Genomic DNA, 20,599 nt, shown 5'->3' with positions numbered 1-20,599 from the left:
AACCTAGGCATGAACAAATTTGTCAGATTAACAGCATTAGCAGGCTTGTTACTGGCGGGGGCGAGTTACGCTGGCGATACGACTACTTATCGTATCGATCAGTTACCTCAACTGCGTCAAGAGCCTCAGCACTCGACGGTGAGTGAGCGCGTCGCTTCGCGCTTCACTCGCTCTCATTATCGTCAGTTCGCGCTGGACGATCAGTTTTCCGCCAAGATATTTGATCGCTATCTCAATATGTTGGACTACAGTCACAACCTGTTGCTGGCATCAGATGTGGCACAGTTCGCCAATAAAAAGAATTCACTGGATGATGAATTAAAATCCGGTCAGTTGGATACGCCTTATGCGCTATTCAACCTGGCGCAGAAACGTCGTTTCGAGCGCTATCAATACGCATTGTCAGTGTTGGAAAGACCAATGGACTTTACCGGCAATGACACCATCGATTTGGATCGCGCCAAGGCGCCGTGGCCCACTAGCGAAGCCGAGCTAAATAAGCTGTGGGACGCCAAGGTCAAATATGATCAACTTAATCTCAAATTAGCCGGTAAAACGGATAAAGAGATCAAAGAAACGTTGACCAAACGCTACCAGTCAGCCATTAAACGCCTGACGCAGAGCAACAGCGAAGACGTTTTCCAGCTGATCATGAATGCTTTTGCTCATGAAATCGATCCGCATACCAATTATTTGTCTCCGCGTAACACCGAGCAATTCAATACTGAGATGAGTTTGTCTCTGGAAGGCATTGGCGCGGTATTGCAAATGGATGATGATTACACCCTGATTAACTCCATGGTGCCCGGTGGCCCAGCGGCCAAGAGTAAGGCGATTACCGTCGGCGATCGTGTGGTTGGCGTCGGTCAGACCGGTAAACCTATGGTCGATGTGATTGGCTGGCGTCTGGATGATGTGGTTGCGCTGATTAAAGGGCCGAAAGGCTCCAAAGTGCGTTTGGAAATCCTGCCTGCGGGCAAAGGAACCAAAGTGAAAACCGTCACCCTGACCCGCGAACGCATCCGACTGGAAGACCGAGCGGTTAAAATGTCGGTTAAAACCATTGGCAAAGAGAAAGTGGGAGTGTTGGATATTCCTGGTTTCTATGTCGGTTTAACCGAAGACGTGAAGGTTCAGCTGCAAAAACTGGCCAAGCAGAATGTGAGCAGTATTATTATCGATCTGCGCAGCAACGGCGGTGGCGCTTTGACCGAAGCGGTCTCTTTGTCTGGCTTATTCATCCCAAGCGGCCCGGTCGTGCAGGTGCGGGATAATAACGGCAAAGTGCGTGAAGACAGCGATGCCGACGGCATTGTGTATTACAAAGGCCCGTTAGTCGTGCTGGTGGATCGTTATAGCGCCTCGGCGTCTGAAATCTTTGCGGCAGCTATGCAGGATTATGGTCGTGCGCTGATTGTCGGTGAACCGACTTTCGGTAAAGGTACGGTGCAGCAATATCGTTCTCTGAATCGGATTTACGATCAAATGCTGCGTCCAGAGTGGCCTGCATTAGGTTCGGTACAGTACACCATTCAGAAATTCTATCGCGTGGACGGTGGCAGTACCCAGCGTAAAGGCGTGGTGCCAGACATTGTGATGCCAACCGGTGTCGATCCGGCGGAAACCGGTGAAAGCTTTGAAGATAACGCGTTGCCGTGGGATAGCATCAACGCCGCAACCTACACCAAGGTTGATGATTTGAAACCTTTCGAGCCAGCGTTATTGAAAGATCATGCGGCCCGTATCGCTGTCGATCCTGAATTTAAGAGCATTCAGGAAGATATCGTGCGCTTTAAGGCGTTAAAAGCGAAACGCAACAATGTTTCCCTTAACTATGCGCAGCGTGAGAAAGAGAATCAGGAAGACGACGCCACCCGTTTGGCGCGCTTGAATGAACGTTTCAAACGCGAAGGTAAAAAGCCGCTGAAGTCTTTGGATGATTTACCTAAAGATTATCAAGAGCCGGACCCTTATCTGGATGAAAGCGTCCATATTGCTTTGGATCTCGCCCAGTTGGAAAAAGCGCAGCAACCAGCCGCTAAATAAGCCGCCAGTGATGCAAAAATCATCCGGGGTCTCTTATGAGGCCCCGGATTTTTTTATGGTACGAGTGGGCCGTGATCGTAAAAAACGCGCTAAAGGATCGCCGGAGTGGCTGGGGCGGCGGAGGGAATCACGGGGAAAACGGCACAGGAAGACGACTGAATGTGATAAAATATGTTCAAATTTGTAAAGTTATGTTGATTTAATCAGTTACGGCTTAACAAGCCTTGAAAATTTATTAGATGCCCATAGGATCAGGATATCTCAATAGGAATTTCGGTAAACGGCTAAACAAATAAGGAAGTAAAAATTTATGATGCGTATAGCTCTGTTCCTTCTCACTAACCTGGCGGTGATGTTGGTCTTCGGGCTGGTGCTAAGCCTGACTGGAATTCAGTCAAGTAGTATACAGGGGCTGATGATTATGGCGCTTCTGTTCGGTTTTGGTGGTTCATTCGTTTCACTGCTGCTGTCTAAATGGATGGCGCTGCGTTCCGTTGGTGGGGAAGTGATCGAACAGCCACGTAATGAAACCGAACGCTGGTTGCTGGATACCGTACGTCGTCAGTCTCAACAGGTTGGCATCGCTATGCCACAGGTTGCCATTTATCAGGCTCCGGATATTAACGCCTTTGCGACCGGCGCTCGCCGTGATGCTTCGCTGGTGGCAGTGAGTACCGGTTTACTGCAAAACATGAGCCGCGATGAAGCGGAAGCAGTTATCGCCCATGAAATCAGTCACGTAGCTAATGGTGACATGGTCACAATGACGCTGGTTCAGGGCGTGGTGAACACCTTTGTTATCTTTATTTCTCGTTTAATTGCGCAGGTTGTCGCTGGTTTTGTGTCTGGCGATCGGGAAAACGAAGGCAGTTCTTCTGGCAACCCAATGGTGTATTTCGCCGTGTCTATGGTGCTGGAACTGGTATTTGGTATTTTGGCGAGCATTATCACCATGTGGTTCTCTCGTCACCGGGAGTTCCATGCGGACGCTGGCTCAGCCAAATTGGTGGGTCGTGAGAAGATGATTGCGGCGTTGCAACGCCTGAAAACCAGCTATGAGCCGCAGGAAGAAAGCAGCATGATGGCGTTTTGCATCAACGGTAAATCTAAGACTTTCAGCGAATTGCTGATGTCTCACCCACCGTTGGACAAGCGCATTGAAGCACTGCGTACTGGCGAATACCTGAAATAAGCCACAACCGCTTGTGGTGAAGCAGTTAGAAAGCCCCGTGAATAGCGGGGCTTTTTTGTGCCTTTTTATTGTCGAATTTTCAGCGCGCTAGCTGGTTTTAGATGAAATGCGCAGCAGGCTAACCACCGCCGCCAGCGTGGCAAAACCGCCGGCAAGTAGCAAAGAAGCATAAGTAGCATTGTCCGCAAACTGATGGAACATTAAGGCCACTAACGCCGCGCCAGAGGTCTGCCCTAGCAGACGCGAGGTGCCTAACATACCGCTGGCACCGCCGCTGCGGTTGGGCGGCGCGGCAGAAATGATCGTGTGATTGTTCGGCGACTGGAATAAACCGAAGCCGACGCCGCAGAGCATCATGCGCCAGATAATATTCAAATCGCTCGGATTGGCCGGAAGAGTTGCTAGCAGGAAGAGTCCGCTGGCGAAAACTGCCAGTCCGATGCCGCCCAACAGACCCGCCTGATAGCGTTCCACTAACCGACCGGCAATCGGTGCGGCCACAACCGTTGCCAGCGGCCATGGGGTGAGCAACAGCCCGGTCGCCACTTCATCCCGCCCTAACACGTTTTGCAGGAAGAACGGCAGCGACACCATCGCCAGCATTTGTGCAATAAAAGAACAAATCGAGGTGCCGACGGAGAGGGCAAAAATCGGGATACGTAGCAGATCGACGGGTAATAACGGGAAAGGTTGCTTGAGCTGGCGACGCACGAAGAAAAAACCAATCAGTAATAGCGCTATGATTTCACCGGCAATTAGCGTCGGGCTTTGTCCTTGGGCAAAGCCGCTAATGGCGATAATCAGCAGGCCAAAGGTTATGGCATTCATCAGACAACTGACAATATCGAATTTATTACCGTTACTCTTGGCTACGTTAGCGGGTAAGTATTTCATGCCCAAACACCAGGCGAGCAGGCCAATTGGAACATTGATGGCAAAAAGCCATTGCCAGGATGCTATCGATAGTACGGCGGCGGCGATGGTAGGGCCAGCGGCGGCAGAAAAGGCCACGATCAGGGAATTAATGCCAATACCGCGTCCAAGTTGGGCTCGCGGATAAATGATTCGAATTAGCGCCGTATTGACGCTCATCAGCGCTGCAGCCCCAAACCCCTGTAATACCCGTGCAAAAGTCAACGTCCAAAGGGAATCGGACAGGGCGCAGAATAATGATGTCAGGCTGAAAATAAGCAATCCAGCCTGATAAACCCGCCGGTAGCCGATGATATCCCCGAGGGATGCCAGTGAGAGCAGCGAAATGGTGATGGCTAACTGATAGGCATTGACGATCCAAATAGAATCGGCCGGGCTGGCATTCAAATCGCGGGCGATGGTGGGTAACGCTACATTTGCAATAGTGCCATCCAGTACCGCAATAGTAATACCCAAAGCTATCACCAAAATGGCGGCGTAGCGCTGGGGAACCGGCAACCCATCAGTCTGAGAAGGTGTCATATGGAGTTTTATCTGTAAAAGTAATGAAATGGCTAAGTATTATAATGCTAACGGCAAAGGTGGCAGATTGCATCTTTGCCACTCGGATAATTGTCATAGCTAATTGTCATAACTGATTGTCAACGAATGTGTGCAGGATGCAGGAGTGGCCAAATCATCATGATAAGACAGATAAAAGCCAGAAAATATCAATGCTATTGGCTAAAACGAAACTGCGATCACGGAAAAATGAAACATCGTTCCTATAATGGATTGTCACATGTTAACCAGCTGATGCTGCCAACATTTTTCATTCTCTGACGTTTTAAGGATTCCTCGGATGGCCAAAGGTAAACTCATTCCACTGACATTTCACACCTATCAGGATGCCTCTACCGGTGCCCAAATTACTCGTTTAACGCCTCAGGACGTGACCTGTCATCGTAACTATTTCTATCAAAAGTGCTTCACTCAGGATGGCCGTAAACTGTTATTTGGCGGCGCTTTTGAAGGGGCGTGGAACTATTATCTGCTGGATTTGACTACTCGGATAGCCACTCAATTAACCGAGGGAATCGGCGATAATACTTTTGGCGGTTTTCTGTCGCCAAACGATGACGCGCTATATTACGTAAAAAATGGCCGTAATCTCATGCGGGTAGATTTGGATTCACTGGAAGAATTCTTGGTTTATCAGGTGCCTGACGGGTGGATGGGGTATGGCACTTGGGTAGCGAATTCAGATTGTACTAAGTTGGTTGGTATTGAAATCAAGCAGGAGGACTGGCAGCCGTTAACCGATTGGAAGAAATTCCACGATTTCTATTTCACTCATCCTTGCTGCCGTTTAATGAAAGTCGATCTGCGCACCGGGCAATCAACGGTGATTCTTCAGGAAAACCAATGGCTAGGCCATCCTATTTATCGTCCTTTCGATGATGCTACCGTCGCTTTCTGTCATGAAGGCCCGCACGATTTGGTGGATGCACGTATGTGGCTGATCAATGAAGACGGCACGAATATGCGCAAAGTGAAAACCCATGCGCCGGGAGAGAGTTGCACCCATGAATTCTGGGTGCCGGACGGCTCGGCTTTGGTTTATGTTTCTTATATGAAGGGTAGCCCAGACCGTTTTATTTGCAGCGCCGATCCGCTCACGTTGGAAAATCGCCAGTTGACCAAAATGCCAGCCTGTTCCCATTTAATGAGCAATTATGACGGTTCTTTGATGGTGGGCGACGGCTCTGATGCGCCGGTAGATGTGCAGGACGATAGCGGCTACAAGATTGAAAACGATCCTTTCCTGTACGTATTCAACATGAAAACCGGCAAACAGCATCAGATAGCGCGCCACGACACCTCATGGAAGGTATTTGAAGGCGAACGTCAGGTAACCCACCCGCATCCTTCTTTTACACCAGATAATAAACAAGTGCTGTTTACTTCAGACGTTGACGGCAAGCCCGCACTGTATTTAGCGACTTTGCCTGAAACTGTGTGGTTATAGCATCTTTGCTCTGGCCTCCGGGGTAAAAAGAGGCCAAATCCCTATTTCTCAGTGTGATATCAGATTAATTATATTGCATCATTGCGCAATCTCACCGCTTCCTCTTATAATAAAACCATTGTTCTATTTTTTTTAAAACAAAAAAACGAGTAGGGTAACGACACAATGGCTACGACTGATTTTGATAAACAGCCCGACTCAGTTTCGTCGGTTCTGAAAGTTTTCGGTATCTTACAAGCGTTGGGTGAAGAGCGAGAAATCGGTATTACCGAACTCTCGCAGCGTGTGATGATGTCCAAAAGTACGGTTTACCGGTTTCTGCAAACTCTAAAGTCTTTAGGCTATGTGGCGCAGGAAGGGGAATCTGAAAAGTATTCGCTGACGCTTAAGCTGTTTGAATTAGGCGCAAAAGCGCTGCAAAACGTCGATTTGATCCGCAGCTCGGATATTCAGATGCGCGAATTGTCGAATCTGACCCGTGAGACCATTCACCTGGGCGCTTTGGATGAAGACAGCATTGTCTATATCCATAAAATTGATTCGATGTATAACCTGCGAATGTATTCCCGAATTGGCCGTCGTAACCCGCTGCACAGTACCGCTATTGGTAAGGTGCTGCTGGCCTGGCGCGATCGCGGCGAAGTGGAAGAAATTCTGTCTCATATCGAGTTTACCCGTAGTACCAAACACACGCTGGACAGCGCTGCGGTGCTATTGCCAGTGCTGGATCAGGTGCGTGAACAAGGTTTTGGCGAAGATATCGAAGAACAGGAAGAAGGGCTGCGTTGTATCGCCGTTCCGGTTTTCGACCGTTTTGGCGTTGCCATCGCGGGGCTGAGTATTTCATTCCCGACGCTGCGTTTCTCAGAGGAACATAAGAGCGATTATGTAAAGTCATTGCATCAGGCGGCGCGTAATATCTCGGAACAAATGGGTTATCGCGACTACCCGTTTTAATGGGCGGCGTTTAATGCATTATTAGCTAGGTAAATCCAGCGGCTCCTGATTCAGGGGCCGTTTTTTTTGCTGGTTTCCCCCATGATGGTAAATTCTTAAGGTGCAAATGATACTTATGCAGAATGTATCGTTTACATACCATTTAGTTTACATCAGTTACTGTGAATCGAGTTTATCAAACGACAGGGAGTGTGAATGATGAAAAAATTATTGCCGGCGGCGCTGTTGCTGCTTTTGGCTGGGTGTAGCAGTAGCCCGCATAAATTGATCGATCGCGGTGATTATCAGGTAGATACCACCCATCCTGCGGTGGGGCAGAACGATCGGGTGCGCTTTCTAGTGTTCCACTATACGGCGGTTGACGATGCGGAATCCCTGCGATTGCTGACTCAAGAGCAGGTTAGCGCGCATTATTTGGTGACGGAACATCCGCGTAAAGAAGGTGGCAAACCGGTGGTACTGCAACTGGTTCCCGAAGATAAACGCGCCTGGCATGCTGGGGTCAGCGAATGGCAAGGACGTACCAGCCTGAATGATACCTCGATAGGCGTGGAAATCGTCAATCTGGGCTATACAGAGGAGCTGCTAGGGCGTAAGTGGTATCCGTTTAACGAAAACCAGATTGAATTGATTGAGCGGCTGGGGAAGGACATTGTTGCCCGTTATCATATTGCTCCGACAGATGTTGTAGCGCATAGTGATATTGCTCCGCAGAGAAAGTCCGATCCCGGCCCGTATTTCCCGTGGAAACGTTTATATGAAGCTGGCATTGGCGCTTGGCCAGACGAAGGGCGGGTTCAGGAACTGATTGATGGCCGTGATAAACACGAGCTGGTGCCGGTTGAGTCTATTCAGAAAGCGTTAGCGACTTACGGGTATAAAATCCCGCTAACCGGTGAACTGGATGAGGAAACCCTGAAGGTGATAGCTGCCTTCCAGATGCACTTCCGCGCCAGCGATTTCAGCGGCGTACCGGATGTGGAAACCCTGGCTATCGCACAGGCTCTGGTGGAAAAGTACCGTAGTTAATCCAGTTTGAAGAACCCAGGTGAAACAAAATTGAAAAAGCCGGACAGTTTACGCTGCCCGGCTTTTTACTGATTACGATAAGTGAGACATTTAGCGATGCGCTAATTCCACCTCGTCATCACTGTTTAGAATCTCTTTGTCGGTTTGTTTCATCAATTGGCTGGTGATGGTACCGGCAGTCATAGAACCGCTTACGTTCAAGGCGGTACGGCCCATATCAATCAAAGGTTCAACGGAGATTAACAGAGCAACCAGCGTGACCGGCAGACCCATGGCTGGCAGTACAATCAAGGCTGCAAAGGTTGCGCCGCCACCTACACCGGCTACGCCAGCTGAACTGACGGTGACCATACCGACCAATGTTGCAATCCAAATCGGGTCCAGTGGGTTGATACCTACGGTTGGAGCCACCATCACCGCCAGCATAGCCGGATACAAACCGGCACAGCCGTTTTGACCAATCGTTGCGCCGAAGGACGCAGAAAAGCTGGCAATGGATTCAGGGATACCCAGACGGCGAGTTTGCGCTTCCACACTCAGTGGGATGCTGGCAGCACTGGAACGGCTCGTGAAGGCAAATGTCAGCACCGGCCAAACTTTCTTGAAAAATTTCAGCGGGTTGATACCGGTAAAGGCAATCAACAGACCGTGAACCACGAACATGATCGCCAGACCCAGATACGAGGCCACAACGAAGCTACCCAGTTTGATAATGTCCTGAACGTTAGAGCCAGCGACGACCTTGGTCATCAATGCCAGCACGCCGTATGGGGTCAGTTTCATAACCAGACGAACCAGTTTCATCACCCAGGATTGCAGGGTATCGATAGCAACCAGTACGCGTTTACCTTTTTCAACGTCGTCTTTCAGCAATTGCAGTGAAGCAATTCCCAGCAGAGTCGCAAAGATAACTACGCTGATAATCGAAGTTGGGTTTGCACCGGTTAAATCGGCAAACGGATTTTTCGGGATAAAGGACAAAATCAGCTGAGGCACGCTCAGATCCGAAACCTTGCTCAGATAATTGCTTTCAATCGCGCTTAGGCGAGCCGCTTCCTGAGTGCCCTGAACCAGACCTTCAGCGGTCAGGCCGAACAGATTGGTGACAAATACACCGACTAACGCCGCAATCATGGTAGTAAACAGCAGGGTGCCGATAGACAGGAAACTGATTTTCCCCAGCGACGCCGCATTATGCAGCTTGGCGACGGCACTTAAAATGGACGCAAATACCAACGGCATCACGATCATTTGCAGTAATTGTACATAACCGTTACCGACGATATTGAACCAGGTAATAGATTCTTTCATTACCGGGTCGTCAGAGCCATACACCAAATGCAGGCCGAGGCCGAACACCACGCCTAATGCCAGACCAGCCAGAACTTTTTTGGCCAGGCTCCACTGTTTGTGACGGGTTTGTGCCAATAGCAACAGCAATGCGACAAAAATCGCCACATTAATTACGAGCGGTAGGTTCATCCCCAAATCTCCAAAATTCTATTATGAATACTTTTTGCGTATTCTATTTATATTGCTGACCTTGATAGGTCGCGAAGCCAACTATCCTAACAGTTACTGAGTTGGCTCACTTATATCCAAAAAGAATTTGATATAATTTTTTACGCAAATTTGTATAAAGTATATGCTTTGGGTGATGATTTCGGCAGTTAATTGTGATCAGAGTTTGAAACTCTTCAATTGCTCAACATAGGATTGGACGGGAAATGAGCGGTCGCTCTGCCAGTAAACGGCGTAGCATACTAAAAGTACGCAAAACACGCGTTCCAGCTGATTCCCTTTTTGCGAATTGAGCAGAGGCAGGCGAAACCGCCAACGGCACGGCCACAGCAGTGGTACGCCAGCAGGCGTCAGCATATCCGCCAATAAATGGCTGAAATAGCCGACGATCATCGCATGCATGACGTCAGGTGGGATAAACCAACTGCGGGGAATTTCAAGCTGAAATAACGCTATTCCACCGAGGATCGCTAATAAACTGTGGGTAAAACCGCGATGGCCAAAAATCCGTGCAATAGGCGCGGAAATCCACTTCAAGCGTTGCCCCAGAACAGAGCGGGGATGGTCAATATCAGGTAGTAGAGACGTCAAAAGGGCGCCCGGTATAATGTGCCACCAGTCCCCCTGTGTAAGCTCGGGAGTCAACCCGGCTTTTTTGGCAAAAATTGCGCAGGCGACAGAAAAAATCAAATGCCCTTCCGCGGTCATACAAACGTCCCAAACTATAACTGTTAATTTATCCAGTATATGGGATTTCTCTGGGTGAAGATAGCCGTTACGCTGTAACTAAATGTCACATTAGGAGTGATTTTAGGGTGAATGTTGTTTTTTCAGACAATCCACAGCTGGCGCGTGGCTGGGCGGCGGATATTACAGGAAATGGAAGGTGAAAAAAACGGGGAAAAGCGACTGGGAGTCAGATTTTTCCCCAAACACGGGTAACAGGTTTGCAGCGGCAGTTACTGCAATACTAATGATGAGTATTCAATCAAATCGGACATACTGAGGTTATAACGGTGATCAGGTTATAACGACGATCAGAAGGTGTACTGCACCCCCACGCGGAAACGGGTCTGGCGTTCGTCGGTCAGGCTGCTGCCAGAAACATTGCCGATAGCCACATAAGGTTTCCAGTTTTTATCCCATTTGTAGGCCAATTTGACATCATGACTCCAGTCATACTTTTCGTTATTTGCCAGAATTTTGTCCTCAGATTTTTTGTAATCCAACTCATATTCGACGGAGTAATCTTTCAGGAAGTTATAGGCAAATAGCAGGGTGAATTGATGGCCTTTCTCAGTATCTTTGGTGGAAGGCTGGTTACGTTTGTAATAAGGGCGATAGCGTAGAGACGTAGAGAAATCGTCAGTAAAGGCAACTTTGCCGCGTAAATATGGCCGGTAGTTATTGCTGTCTGATGAGGATTCCAGAGAGAAGCCCGGTTCCAACTGGAAGGTCTTGTTAAATTTATACACATAGCTGGCTACCACTTCGGTACCATTACTGACCTGTTCGTGAAAAGGTTTGTTTGCGGTGTTGTCCGAGCTGTGTTGCCGCCATTTGCCTTCCAAAGAAAGGCCAAAGCCGTTAGCGAAACGGTTAGAGAACAGCAGACGATCTTTATGATCGTTCGAACCGCTATCCAGCATTTCATGACGATAATCGATAGTTGTTGCCACAGAGCTGAAACTGATAACTGATGCCATTGCCAGAGTAAGTAATTTAAATTTCATTTTTATAATCCCTGAGTGATGTATTTTCGCATCAATAAAGAATACATTCTTAAAAAAGAAACATCGTTTCATTTATTGTGGTTTTATATTCTATTTATTATTTTAATAATTTTTGTGATCGATGTCGTCATTGTTCCCTAATAAAATAAAAGCATTTTAAAGTTGTGATGACGATCTAATTGATTGTTTTTATTGTAATTTAATCAAGCAGAAAAACCCCGCCAAATAAATGGCAGGGTGAGTTTAGTGCCTTATTCTTCGATTTATCGCATGGCGCGTTTTAAAATTCGGTCACCCTGACGATTAAAATATTCTGCAGTTTCCTCTACGGTTTTCTGACCATAATCGATGTATTGAATGGCGTCACCAAATAAAGAAACAATTTGTGGATCATCGAAATAAGGCGAGGTTTTCATTTCGTGCGGCAAGGCTAATGCCATATTTAGGCCAGATACGGACGGATCGGTATCTTGAATAGTGCCGCTGGTGCGTAATTGTTCAACCGCCGTCGCGCTAAGCGGCACGCCGCGTTCCAACCCAAGCGCTTCCACACCTTCTTTGCTGTTTAGCAGGAAGTTAATCAGAATGGCGCTTTCTTTCGGATGTTGGGTAGATTTGCCAATAGACAGCATTTGCGCAGGTTTAAAGAATAAACCGGCATCTTTGGCACCTGGCAGCATTGGGTAGGGGCCTAACACCAATTTAGCCGGTTTTTTCAGGTTGTCGGAGTATTTATTAATGGTGGAGTTCCACATATATGTACCGGCCCACTCGCCGTTAATCCAGGGTTTCATTTCGTACATATTACTTTTGCCGAAGGATGCATAGTATTTGGTCGAAGGCATTACATGGCTATCTACCATTTTCTTATACAGAGTAAAAAACTCCACCCATTGATCTTTGCTATAGGCAAATTTTTTGTTGGCTTCGTCAATCGTTGGAATATTGTATTTTTGCGTCATATAAGAGCGAATTAACGCCAATGTGTCCTGATGCTCTAAAACGACGGGATAATATTGGTTGCCCAGTTTTTCTTTAAATACGGCGCCTGCGGCTAGCAGCTCGTCCCAATTTTTTGGATATTCTAGACCCGCATTTTTCCAGGTTTCATCGTTAAAATAGAAAATACGGGCGGTAACCGAAATCGGAATACCGTTCAGTTTACCGTTAACCGTAGTTTGCTGTAATTCTTTGGGATCGAACTGATCCAAATCCAACGTGTCTTTGACTTTAAATAAATCGTAGAAGCCTGCGCCATCTTTAGAGAAAATCGGCAGCCAGTTCCAGTTGGTTTGCATCACATCCGGTTCAGTACTACCGGCAATTTGCGTAGTTAAACGAGAAAGATGGCCGTCCCAACCGGTATATTCGGCTTTAACGTTAATATTCGGATGCTGCTTATGGAATTCCTCCAAAGCTTTTAGCGTGACCTGATGGCGGCCATTACCGCCCCACCAGGACATACGAAGATTAACCTCATCCTGAGCAAAAGACTGGTGTGATAATAGTGCCAGAGTAGAAGCTATCAGCGTGTGTAGGATCGCTTTTTTCATTGGGTACTGCTCCTGTTAAAGAGAGATGTTTTTTTCTGTTTTTGCGTCAAAGATATGGCATTTATCCATATCAAACTGGAAATAAACGGTACGGTGCAGTCCGTTCTCAATAATGGGACGAGCTTCATCAGAAGGCAGACGGCAGGTCAACTCGAAGTCATCGACTTTGACGTACATAAAGAACTCATGCCCCATATTTTCTACCCGCACTAATTCACCCTGAGAGTGATGGGTGGTGAAAGGCGCTTGTGACATACGAATAAATTCCGGACGCACGCCGAAGAAAACTTTTTCTCCGCTGTGTGCCGCTACTTTTCTTTGTTGGGAAGGATTTAATACCAGCGTATATTGACCCACCGTCAGGCCAATTTGCCCCTCGGTTTCTACCAGTTTACTCGGCTTAATATTCATCTCCGGCGCGCCAATAAAACCGGCGACAAACATATTGACCGGATAGTGATACAAATTGTCTGGCGTATCGACCTGCATAATATGACCCAGTTTCATCACGCAGATTCTGTCACCCATGGTCATAGCCTCGGTTTGGTCGTGTGTGACATAAACCGTGGTAGCAGCTTTACCGCTTTTCTTTAATTGCTTATGTAAATCGGAAATACGGATGCGCATTGATGCGCGCAATTTAGCATCGAGGTTCGATAACGGTTCATCAAATAAGAACACGTCCGGTTTTTTTACAATGGCGCGCCCCACGGCAACGCGCTGAGCTTGCCCACCAGAAAGTTGACGCGGCAGCCGATCCAATAAATCTTCTAATTCCAGAATTTTGGCTGCTTCGCTGACCTGAGTTTCAATTTGTTCTTTTGGTAATTTGCTGAGCTTCAGGCCAAAGGCCAGATTTTCTTTCACTGTCATATGTGGATACAGCGCGTAGTTCTGAAACACCATGGCAATACCGCGAGATTTTGGTGCCAGATTATTAACCACCCGATCGCCAATACGCACTTCCCCATCGCTGATGGTTTCCAGACCGGCCAACATGCGTAGAGTGGTGGATTTCGCGCAGCCGGACGGCCCGACGATAACCATAAATTCGCCGTCGTGGATGGTCAGATCGATACCGTGTACCGCTCTGAAACCGTTGGAATACACTTTGCCTAATTTGTTGAAAATGACTTCAGCCATGATAAATCCTCTTTTAACCTTTAATTCCGCTGCTGGTGACGCCCTGCACGAAATAGCGCTGAGCCAGGAAGAAAACAATGATGGATGGCAGAATGGAAATACTTGCCATTGCCAAAATCTCGTTCCACGGAGCGCCTTCCGTTACATCGATAGACATTTTCAGAGCCAGCGCAATCGGGTATTTATCGACGCTGTAGACATAAATCAGCGGGCCGATAAAATCATTCATTGACCACATAAACTGGAATAGGGCGACGGAGATAATGGCCGGTTTCAGAATAGGCACGACTACGTACCACAGCACTTGGAAGGAATTACAGCCGTCAATTTGCGCCGCTTCTTCCATATCACGCGGTACGCCGCGCAAGAATTGAATGAGCATAAAGACGAAGAATCCCTGAGTAGCAAAAGCTAAGGGTAAATACAGAGGTAAATAACTGTTCAGCATGCCCATTTCGCGAAACATTATGTATTGCGGGATCAACAGCACGGTACTTGGCAGCAACATGGTGGTAATCAACGTAGCGAACCAGAACTTTTTCCATGGAATATCGAAGCGGGCAAAACCGTAGGCGACGATAGTAGAGGAAATAATGGTCAGAATAACTTTCGGGATGACGTATTTGAATGTGTTCAGCATATAATGGCCGAAATTATATTCAGTACCGGTTTTCCAACCATTAACAAAACCGTCTTTCGTTGCGTGCTCTGGCCATAGTCCTAAAGTCGTGAAGATCTCGTTATTCGGTTTAAATGCGGCGGAGAACATCCATAATAATGGATACAACATTAATAACCCGACGATAATTAACACCACATAACGGAGGGCCGCACTTATTTTTTCTTTTCGCAATGTCCGGCTGATTTCTTCAGCGGCGCTTTGCTGTGTAGCTGACAGATTTTCTGATTGAGATCGCGGGTTTTGTTGGATATCAGTCATTTTTTCCTCCTTTATCGGCGGAGTAGAACACCCAATATTTCGAAGATTTAAAGGCAATCGAAGCGAATAAAGCAACAACCAAGAATAATATCCAGGCCAATGCGGCACCGTAGCCCATGTCGAAATATTTAAATGCGGTGTCATAAATATAAAGGGAGAATAAATAAGTGTAGTGCGTTGGCCCGCCACCGGTAATAACGTAAGGGGCAGTAAATTCCTGGAAGGCCTGAGTGGTTTGCATAATAAAGTTAAAGAAAATAACCGGTGTAATTAATGGCACCGTGACTTTCATAAACATTTGCCATTTAGAGGCACCGTCTATCATGGCGGCCTCATACTGAGACTGAGGAACGTTTTGCAATGCTGCGAGGAAGATAACCATGGCGGAACCAAACTGCCAGACGCGCAGCAGTGTTACCGAGGTTAACGCCAAAGAAGGTTCGCCGAGCCAGTTAACCGGATCAAAGCCAAGCACGCCAATAAAGCCGTTCAATAAGCCGTCGATGGCAAATAGCGCACGCCACAGTACCGCAATGGCCACACTGCTACCGAGGATTGACGGAATATAAAAAGCGGTGCGAAAGAAGCCAATGCCTCTTAACTTAAAATTTAGGACAAATGCAATGCCTAAAGCGAAGGCCAGCTTTAATGGAATCGTCAAAAATACATAGGCAAATGTAACGCCCATGGATTTCCAAAATAAATCGTCCTCAGTTAGCATATGACGATAATTCTCTATCCCATTAAATACGGGCGGATTCATAAGGTCATATTCAGTAAAACTGAGAAAGAAAGATGAAACAAAGGGGAATGCCGTGAAAACTATCAATCCTATTATATAGGGAGAGATATAGGCTAACCCCAGCATTCTGTTTTCATTCATAATGCTTACCTATTTTATTAAAAGAAAAAGCTAAATTGTCTGACTCAAAAGAGTCGGGTAAATGAAATCGATATCGTAAATTACGTTATTGCTGCCATTCCTTTGATAGTCCCCGTGGATGTACCCACCATTAGTCAACAATACCGGCACTTCGGCTAATTTATTTTCTTTGGCAGCAATTAAGGTTAATAACGTTAAAGCAATAGGATCATCGATGCGGACATAGCGATGTTGTGCAGACTCAACAAATAATCCCCGATGGTAGTGCTGTTTAAATAATGTTTTCCCTACGCGCCAGGCGAGATTAAACAATTGTTGATCCTGGCAATGCTGCGCCAGCTCTATGAATGCTAAAAGTAAATAAGGGGAGGCTGCCGGTGGCTCAATCGCTAATAGGGTAGTGTGAAAAGGTCTCTGTTTTAATTCGACCAAATTTAAGCGTTTCAAAATAACGCTGATTAGGTCGAACAACTCATCGTCGTTGCTTAAACGCCAGGCGCGTACCAGTGGCAATAAATAATCAGGATTTAAAGGACAGGGTTTGATTTCGCAGCCTTTTGAACCGTAATAACCGTCTCTGGGAAGAATATAGCCAGTCATATCCTGACCGTCGATCCACAAGGGGCGCAGAGTATTACTTTTTAGATCATAGGCAAAGCGATAGTAATTTTTGAGTCCTTCAATGACCCATTTTTCCATTTCTGCGTCGGGATGTTGACGCAGAATATCCAACATTGCCAGTGGGTTATCCACTAGTAGCGGGCGCATATCGCGGAATAATACATTGGCTTCTCGCGCTAGATAGCCAAATTCTGCGCCAAACTGACGCGCCGCCCGATCGCCATACCAAGACTGAGTTTGGTTATCATCTGCGGGGATCGGCTGGCGTTGCAACGGTGAGCTGAATTGATAGGCAGGTAAACCGGTTTCAGGGTGACGTGCCAGAACGTATTGACGATATAAATGTTTTCCCCAGGCCGCAGCCTGATCATCGCCAGTGAAGGCGGCATATTTAAAGGCGGCATAGATCAGATCGGTGCCGGCGTTGACAAAGGTTAATCCTTTGGTTTCAGGCAATTGTGGCCAGAGCGCGGGATCGACAACATCGTGGCGCGGATGTGCAAAAACCTGTGGGTCTCGTATTTTGCTGTATTCACCGTGGCGACCTAAATCCAGCGTTTTCCAATCGTCAACGTGTGCATGCCAAAATCCTTGTATGAAATTCAGCGTGGATTCACGATCGATTTCCGCTAAAAAATCATAATAAGGAAGGTGGTGCTTAAGCTCATGCACCAATGATTTTGATGCTGGCCCTTCGGAACTCAGGGTATCCAAGTGAAAGAAGTGGTGCCCACCCCAGGCAAACAGGCCGCTGGCGGTATGAACGCCATGCTGTAAGAAATAGCGCGTTTGGATTTCTGCTCGTTGCCGGTACTGTGGGTCATGAGTTACCTGGCTGAGCGCTGTCAGGGTTCGCAGCCAATTTTGCTGGCTGGCAAAATTCGAAATAGGCACCCGACGACCATCAGCGAATTGCCAGCACACCGGCTGATGGGTTACCACATCGAAACCGTCGGCTAGCAGCGGGGTGGGATGAATCTGGCTTTGACCAAGAGTTTGCACTGAATCTGCATGCTGGCGAATCGCCGTCAGCCACTGTTTGATGTCTGCTTCGCTGCCTTTAATGTCGCCTGCAAAATGCATCGCCGTCACCTCTTGGTGGAACCAAATTACAGTTCCTTATAAATAGAAACATCGTTTCAATACATTATATTTGGATTTATTGGCGAGTCATTGAGCGAATGATAAAAGTGTGATCTAAGTTGGAACGTTGTTTTGATTTTTTTAAGCGATGAGTTTTAGGCTGCAAGTGATTCAAGAGGTTTACTTTTAAATTAATGATATATAATAAGAAATATACGGTGTTAGGAGTGGCGGTATTATTTCGCGCAGGCGAGAAGCTTTACAATAACTTTAGTGTATTGATTGTAATCATAATCATAATCATGCTTTCGTTGTGAGACAGATCGTGTCCATTGAATTTAGGCAACACAAAAGCACAGCGTTGCGCGCCGTGCCTATGAAGTTTATTCGTCAGAATTAGCGAGCTAACCAACCACCATCCACGGCGATAGTGTAGCCACTAATATAATCGGAGGCATTGGACGCTAGGAATACCACCGGCCCCATCAAATCACTCGGTAAACCCCAGCGAGCGGCAGGGATTCGATCCAAAATCTCTTTGCTACGTTCTTCATCTTTACGTAATTGCTGAGTATTGTTGGTCGCCATATAACCAGGGGCTATAGCATTGACGTTAATATTGTATTTGGCCCATTCATTTGCCAGCAAGCGGGTCACGCCCATTACGGCACTTTTTGAGGCGGTATAAGAAGGAACGCGCACGCCTCCCTGGAAAGACAACATTGACGCTACGTTGATGATTTTGCCGCCGGTTTCCTGCTTGATAAATTGGCGGGCCACCGCCTGTGACATAAAGAACACCGTTTTGATATTTACATTCATCACATCATCCCAGTCTTTCTCACTGAAATTGATGGCGTCTTCCCGGCGAATAATTCCGGCATTATTGACTAAGATATCGATTTTGCCGAATTCAGCGACCGCTTGTTCCAGTATCCCCGGAATACAATCAATATTGCTAAGATCGGCGGTCAGGCTATAAAAACGGCGGCCTAATACAGTTATTTTCTGAATGGTTTCCTGAGGTTCAACAATATTAACGCCGACAATATCGCAGCCCGCTTCCGCCAGACCAATAGCCATACCTTGGCCCAAACCAGTATCACAGCCGGTTACCAGTGCAACTTTACCTTTCAAATCAAAGGAATCTAAAATCATAGCTGAAGTCTCTTTTCATGCGGTTTATTGATGGCCGCGATAGCAAGATCATGAAGAGAACCGGTATTTCCCAGCTCTCCAATCGGTCAATATTCCATTTGGACAATTTTTAACGTAGGTCACTCACCGCGATGTGGTCCATATCGCCAAAGACCTGATTTTCGCCCACCATGCCCCATATGAAGGTGTAGCGCTTAGTACCCACACCTGAGTGAATAGACCAGCTTGGCGAGATAACGGCTTGTTCGTTGTGAACGAGCAGATGGCGAGTTTCCTGCGGTTGGCCCATCATGTGGAAAACGGCCGTTTCTTCATCCATATCGAAATAGAAATACACTTCCATACGGCGATCGTGGGTATGGCACGGCATGGTGTTCCACAGGTTGCCCGGAGCCAGTTTGGTCAGACCCATTGTCAGTTGGCAGGTTGGCAATACGTCCGGCACGATATATTTGTTGATGGTACGGCGGTTACTGGTGGCATCGTCACCCAGTGTTTGCGGTGCGGCTTCTGCCAGCGTGATTTTTTTGTTGGGGTAAGTGGTGTGAGCCGGTGCGCTGTTATAGTAAAACTTTGCCGGTTGAGTGCTATCTATGCTACTGAACTCAACGTTTTTCGCACCTTTCCCGACATATAAAGCTTCTTCGTTAGCAATTTCGTAAGTCTGACCGTCAACCACAATCAGGCCTGGCCCACCGATGTTAATCACGCCCAGTTCACGCCGTTCCAGGAAGTAGCTCACGCCGAGCTGTTTCCCCACGTCATCCCCAATGCTGACGGTTTGGGTCGCCGGCAGAACTCCCCCGACGATGATGCGGTCAATGTGGCTATAGGTCATGGTGTAATCATCTGCGACAAAAATCTTTTCAATTAAGAATTCGCGGCGCAGGCCAGCGGTATCGAGTTGTTTGGCGTGGTCGCTATGAATGCTTTGACGAACTTGCATGTCAGTGCCTCTCTTTCAGAACAGTATCTTAGATGGGTAAGCCCGCAGGAGAAACGCAGTATGCCGTTGAGAAAGGGCTTCTAGTACGAAGCTTTTTTCTTTCTTTAGCCAGCTACGTTTCTGGTGATGTTGAGGATAATAGTTCGTGTGGGATGACAATTCAATAAAAATGGAACTATGTTTTATTATTTTTTTGAGTGATGTCATGAATTTTGGTTTTTCCCCGCGATTTACACCTTTGGTGCCAGTAGAATGCAAAAGAATTCGCGAGCTGGCCGTGGTTTAACTGCGATAGGCCGATTTAACTTCATGAGGGTGCAATGATGCATATGTTCTTTATCAATGATGAAACTCCGTGGGAAGTACTAGGAAATGGGATCAAGCGAAAGGTGATGACCTGGAGCGACGAATTAATGATGGTTTGCGTTCATTTCGATAAAGGCGCAATTGGTGTGGCGCATCAGCATGATATTCATGATCAAATCGCCTATGTGGCGGCGGGAAGTTTTGAGGTAGAAATTGACGGACAAAAACGCATCTTAAAGGCTGGAGACGCCTATCGGGCGGTAAAATATGAAATGCACGGTGCGGTGTCTCTGGAAGCTAATAGCATGCTAATCGATACTTTTTCACCGAAACGTGCCGATTTCCTGTGACACAAAGGATCGCTTAGGAATGCTTTCCGAAGAGATAAATGAAGTGATGGGGAATGAAGGGGGAACTTTCCCCCTTAATCTGCCACATTATCAACCAGAGTTAGCAGTTAAATCGGGCGGCGTAACGAGAATATTTATCTGTACGATGATTTAATGCGAGAAGCGTATTGTCCAGAATTCTGCCATCTTCCTAAGCC

General features: G+C 47.1%; 17 protein-coding genes. 6 read left to right on the top strand and 11 right to left on the bottom strand.

All coding sequences use genetic code 11. From position 1 onward, the window contains the following. Nucleotides 1-9: 9 nt before the first annotated feature. Nucleotides 10-2,046, top strand: coding sequence for a carboxy terminal-processing peptidase (gene prc / locus ACQ4OC_RS04610; RefSeq protein ID WP_120806805.1), 2,037 nt, complete (start codon nucleotides 10-12; stop codon nucleotides 2,044-2,046). 310 nt (nucleotides 2,047-2,356) lie between these two features. Next, on the top strand, nucleotides 2,357-3,238 hold the full coding sequence (gene htpX, locus ACQ4OC_RS04605; RefSeq protein WP_064518056.1) for a protease HtpX: 882 nt from the start codon (nucleotides 2,357-2,359) through the stop codon (nucleotides 3,236-3,238). An 87-nt stretch (nucleotides 3,239-3,325) separates the two neighbouring features. Here the strand turns inward: htpX and ACQ4OC_RS04600 are convergent, their stop codons facing one another. Continuing rightward, nucleotides 3,326-4,693: an MFS transporter gene (locus tag ACQ4OC_RS04600; RefSeq protein WP_064518058.1), complete on the bottom strand. Its 1,368-nt coding sequence runs from the start codon at nucleotides 4,691-4,693 to the stop codon at nucleotides 3,326-3,328. Between the two features lie 319 nt (nucleotides 4,694-5,012). On the opposite strand from ACQ4OC_RS04600, the gene ACQ4OC_RS04595 reads away from it, so the two are divergent. From ACQ4OC_RS04595 to ACQ4OC_RS04585, 3 genes are all read left to right on the top strand, one after another. Beyond that, nucleotides 5,013-6,179 (top strand): oligogalacturonate lyase family protein, encoded by a 1,167-nt coding sequence (locus ACQ4OC_RS04595; RefSeq protein ID WP_064518060.1) that lies wholly within the window; start codon nucleotides 5,013-5,015, stop codon nucleotides 6,177-6,179. Between the two features lie 165 nt (nucleotides 6,180-6,344). Next, entirely contained in the window at nucleotides 6,345-7,136 is a 792-nt protein-coding gene (gene kdgR / locus ACQ4OC_RS04590) for a DNA-binding transcriptional regulator KdgR (RefSeq protein WP_430970971.1), read from the top strand. A gap of 198 nt (nucleotides 7,137-7,334) precedes the next feature. Beyond that, on the top strand, nucleotides 7,335-8,165 hold the full coding sequence (locus ACQ4OC_RS04585; protein ID WP_064518572.1) for an N-acetylmuramoyl-L-alanine amidase: 831 nt from the start codon (nucleotides 7,335-7,337) through the stop codon (nucleotides 8,163-8,165). A 90-nt stretch (nucleotides 8,166-8,255) separates the two neighbouring features. Here ACQ4OC_RS04585 and ACQ4OC_RS04580 read toward each other — a convergent pair whose 3' ends face one another. The 10 genes from ACQ4OC_RS04580 to kduI form a co-directional block, all read right to left on the bottom strand. Then, nucleotides 8,256-9,647 carry an L-cystine transporter gene (locus ACQ4OC_RS04580; RefSeq protein WP_064518064.1) on the bottom strand — a complete coding sequence of 464 codons (1,392 nt, stop codon included), beginning with the start codon at nucleotides 9,645-9,647 and terminating at the stop codon, nucleotides 8,256-8,258. 198 nt (nucleotides 9,648-9,845) lie between these two features. Beyond that, nucleotides 9,846-10,394, bottom strand: coding sequence for a metal-dependent hydrolase (locus tag ACQ4OC_RS04575; RefSeq protein WP_064518066.1), 549 nt, complete (start codon nucleotides 10,392-10,394; stop codon nucleotides 9,846-9,848). Nucleotides 10,395-10,723: 329 nt separating this feature from the next. After that, on the bottom strand, nucleotides 10,724-11,419 hold the full coding sequence (locus ACQ4OC_RS04570; RefSeq protein ID WP_064518068.1) for an oligogalacturonate-specific porin KdgM family protein: 696 nt from the start codon (nucleotides 11,417-11,419) through the stop codon (nucleotides 10,724-10,726). A 263-nt stretch (nucleotides 11,420-11,682) separates the two neighbouring features. After that, entirely contained in the window at nucleotides 11,683-12,972 is a 1,290-nt protein-coding gene (locus ACQ4OC_RS04565; protein WP_120806808.1) for an ABC transporter substrate-binding protein, read from the bottom strand. 15 nt (nucleotides 12,973-12,987) lie between these two features. After that, on the bottom strand, nucleotides 12,988-14,115 hold the full coding sequence (locus tag ACQ4OC_RS04560; RefSeq protein WP_064518072.1) for an ABC transporter ATP-binding protein: 1,128 nt from the start codon (nucleotides 14,113-14,115) through the stop codon (nucleotides 12,988-12,990). Between the two features lie 13 nt (nucleotides 14,116-14,128). After that, nucleotides 14,129-15,055, bottom strand: a complete 927-nt coding sequence (locus ACQ4OC_RS04555; RefSeq protein ID WP_064518074.1) for a carbohydrate ABC transporter permease — start codon at nucleotides 15,053-15,055, stop codon at nucleotides 14,129-14,131. Further along, on the bottom strand, nucleotides 15,048-15,938 hold the full coding sequence (locus tag ACQ4OC_RS04550; RefSeq protein WP_049600619.1) for a carbohydrate ABC transporter permease: 891 nt from the start codon (nucleotides 15,936-15,938) through the stop codon (nucleotides 15,048-15,050). The genes ACQ4OC_RS04555 and ACQ4OC_RS04550 overlap by 8 nt, the downstream gene beginning before the upstream one ends. A 30-nt stretch (nucleotides 15,939-15,968) precedes the next feature. Then, complete coding sequence (locus ACQ4OC_RS04545) at nucleotides 15,969-17,642, bottom strand: pectate lyase (protein ID WP_064518076.1); 1,674 nt, start codon at nucleotides 17,640-17,642, stop codon at nucleotides 15,969-15,971. Between the two features lie 396 nt (nucleotides 17,643-18,038). Then, entirely contained in the window at nucleotides 18,039-18,800 is a 762-nt protein-coding gene (kduD, locus tag ACQ4OC_RS04540) for a 2-dehydro-3-deoxy-D-gluconate 5-dehydrogenase KduD (RefSeq protein ID WP_064518078.1), read from the bottom strand. Nucleotides 18,801-18,909: 109 nt separating this feature from the next. Further along, nucleotides 18,910-19,746 carry a 5-dehydro-4-deoxy-D-glucuronate isomerase gene (gene kduI, locus ACQ4OC_RS04535; protein ID WP_064518080.1) on the bottom strand — a complete coding sequence of 279 codons (837 nt, stop codon included), beginning with the start codon at nucleotides 19,744-19,746 and terminating at the stop codon, nucleotides 18,910-18,912. Between the two features lie 323 nt (nucleotides 19,747-20,069). On the opposite strand from kduI, the gene ACQ4OC_RS04530 reads away from it, so the two are divergent. Next, entirely contained in the window at nucleotides 20,070-20,402 is a 333-nt protein-coding gene (locus ACQ4OC_RS04530) for a cupin domain-containing protein (protein WP_064518574.1), read from the top strand. Nucleotides 20,403-20,599 lie beyond the last annotated feature (197 nt).

The organism is Yersinia sp. J1, assembly GCF_050586585.1.
Lineage (GTDB): Bacteria > Pseudomonadota > Gammaproteobacteria > Enterobacterales > Enterobacteriaceae > Yersinia > Yersinia entomophaga.
The sequence above is the reverse complement of the archived record's forward strand: the minus strand, read 5'-3'. Positions and strand labels throughout refer to the sequence as shown.

What these genes read in the sequence shown, in the direction of transcription:
- kduD (WP_064518078.1), bottom strand. Translation starts at nt 18,800, where the DNA reads ATGATTTTAGATTCCTTTGATTTGAAAGGTAAAGTTGCACTGGTAACC.
- ACQ4OC_RS04575 (WP_064518066.1), bottom strand. Translation starts at nt 10,394, where the DNA reads ATGACCGCGGAAGGGCATTTGATTTTTTCTGTCGCCTGCGCAATTTTT.
- ACQ4OC_RS04570 (WP_064518068.1), bottom strand. Translation starts at nt 11,419, where the DNA reads ATGAAATTTAAATTACTTACTCTGGCAATGGCATCAGTTATCAGTTTC.
- prc (WP_120806805.1), top strand. Translation starts at nt 10, where the DNA reads ATGAACAAATTTGTCAGATTAACAGCATTAGCAGGCTTGTTACTGGCG.
- ACQ4OC_RS04560 (WP_064518072.1), bottom strand. Translation starts at nt 14,115, where the DNA reads ATGGCTGAAGTCATTTTCAACAAATTAGGCAAAGTGTATTCCAACGGT.
- ACQ4OC_RS04580 (WP_064518064.1), bottom strand. Translation starts at nt 9,647, where the DNA reads ATGAACCTACCGCTCGTAATTAATGTGGCGATTTTTGTCGCATTGCTG.
- ACQ4OC_RS04600 (WP_064518058.1), bottom strand. Translation starts at nt 4,693, where the DNA reads ATGACACCTTCTCAGACTGATGGGTTGCCGGTTCCCCAGCGCTACGCC.
- ACQ4OC_RS04530 (WP_064518574.1), top strand. Translation starts at nt 20,070, where the DNA reads ATGCATATGTTCTTTATCAATGATGAAACTCCGTGGGAAGTACTAGGA.
- htpX (WP_064518056.1), top strand. Translation starts at nt 2,357, where the DNA reads ATGATGCGTATAGCTCTGTTCCTTCTCACTAACCTGGCGGTGATGTTG.
- ACQ4OC_RS04545 (WP_064518076.1), bottom strand. Translation starts at nt 17,642, where the DNA reads ATGCATTTTGCAGGCGACATTAAAGGCAGCGAAGCAGACATCAAACAG.
- ACQ4OC_RS04565 (WP_120806808.1), bottom strand. Translation starts at nt 12,972, where the DNA reads ATGAAAAAAGCGATCCTACACACGCTGATAGCTTCTACTCTGGCACTA.
- ACQ4OC_RS04555 (WP_064518074.1), bottom strand. Translation starts at nt 15,055, where the DNA reads ATGACTGATATCCAACAAAACCCGCGATCTCAATCAGAAAATCTGTCA.
- ACQ4OC_RS04550 (WP_049600619.1), bottom strand. Translation starts at nt 15,938, where the DNA reads ATGAATGAAAACAGAATGCTGGGGTTAGCCTATATCTCTCCCTATATA.
- kduI (WP_064518080.1), bottom strand. Translation starts at nt 19,746, where the DNA reads ATGCAAGTTCGTCAAAGCATTCATAGCGACCACGCCAAACAACTCGAT.
- ACQ4OC_RS04585 (WP_064518572.1), top strand. Translation starts at nt 7,335, where the DNA reads ATGAAAAAATTATTGCCGGCGGCGCTGTTGCTGCTTTTGGCTGGGTGT.
- kdgR (WP_430970971.1), top strand. Translation starts at nt 6,345, where the DNA reads ATGGCTACGACTGATTTTGATAAACAGCCCGACTCAGTTTCGTCGGTT.
- ACQ4OC_RS04595 (WP_064518060.1), top strand. Translation starts at nt 5,013, where the DNA reads ATGGCCAAAGGTAAACTCATTCCACTGACATTTCACACCTATCAGGAT.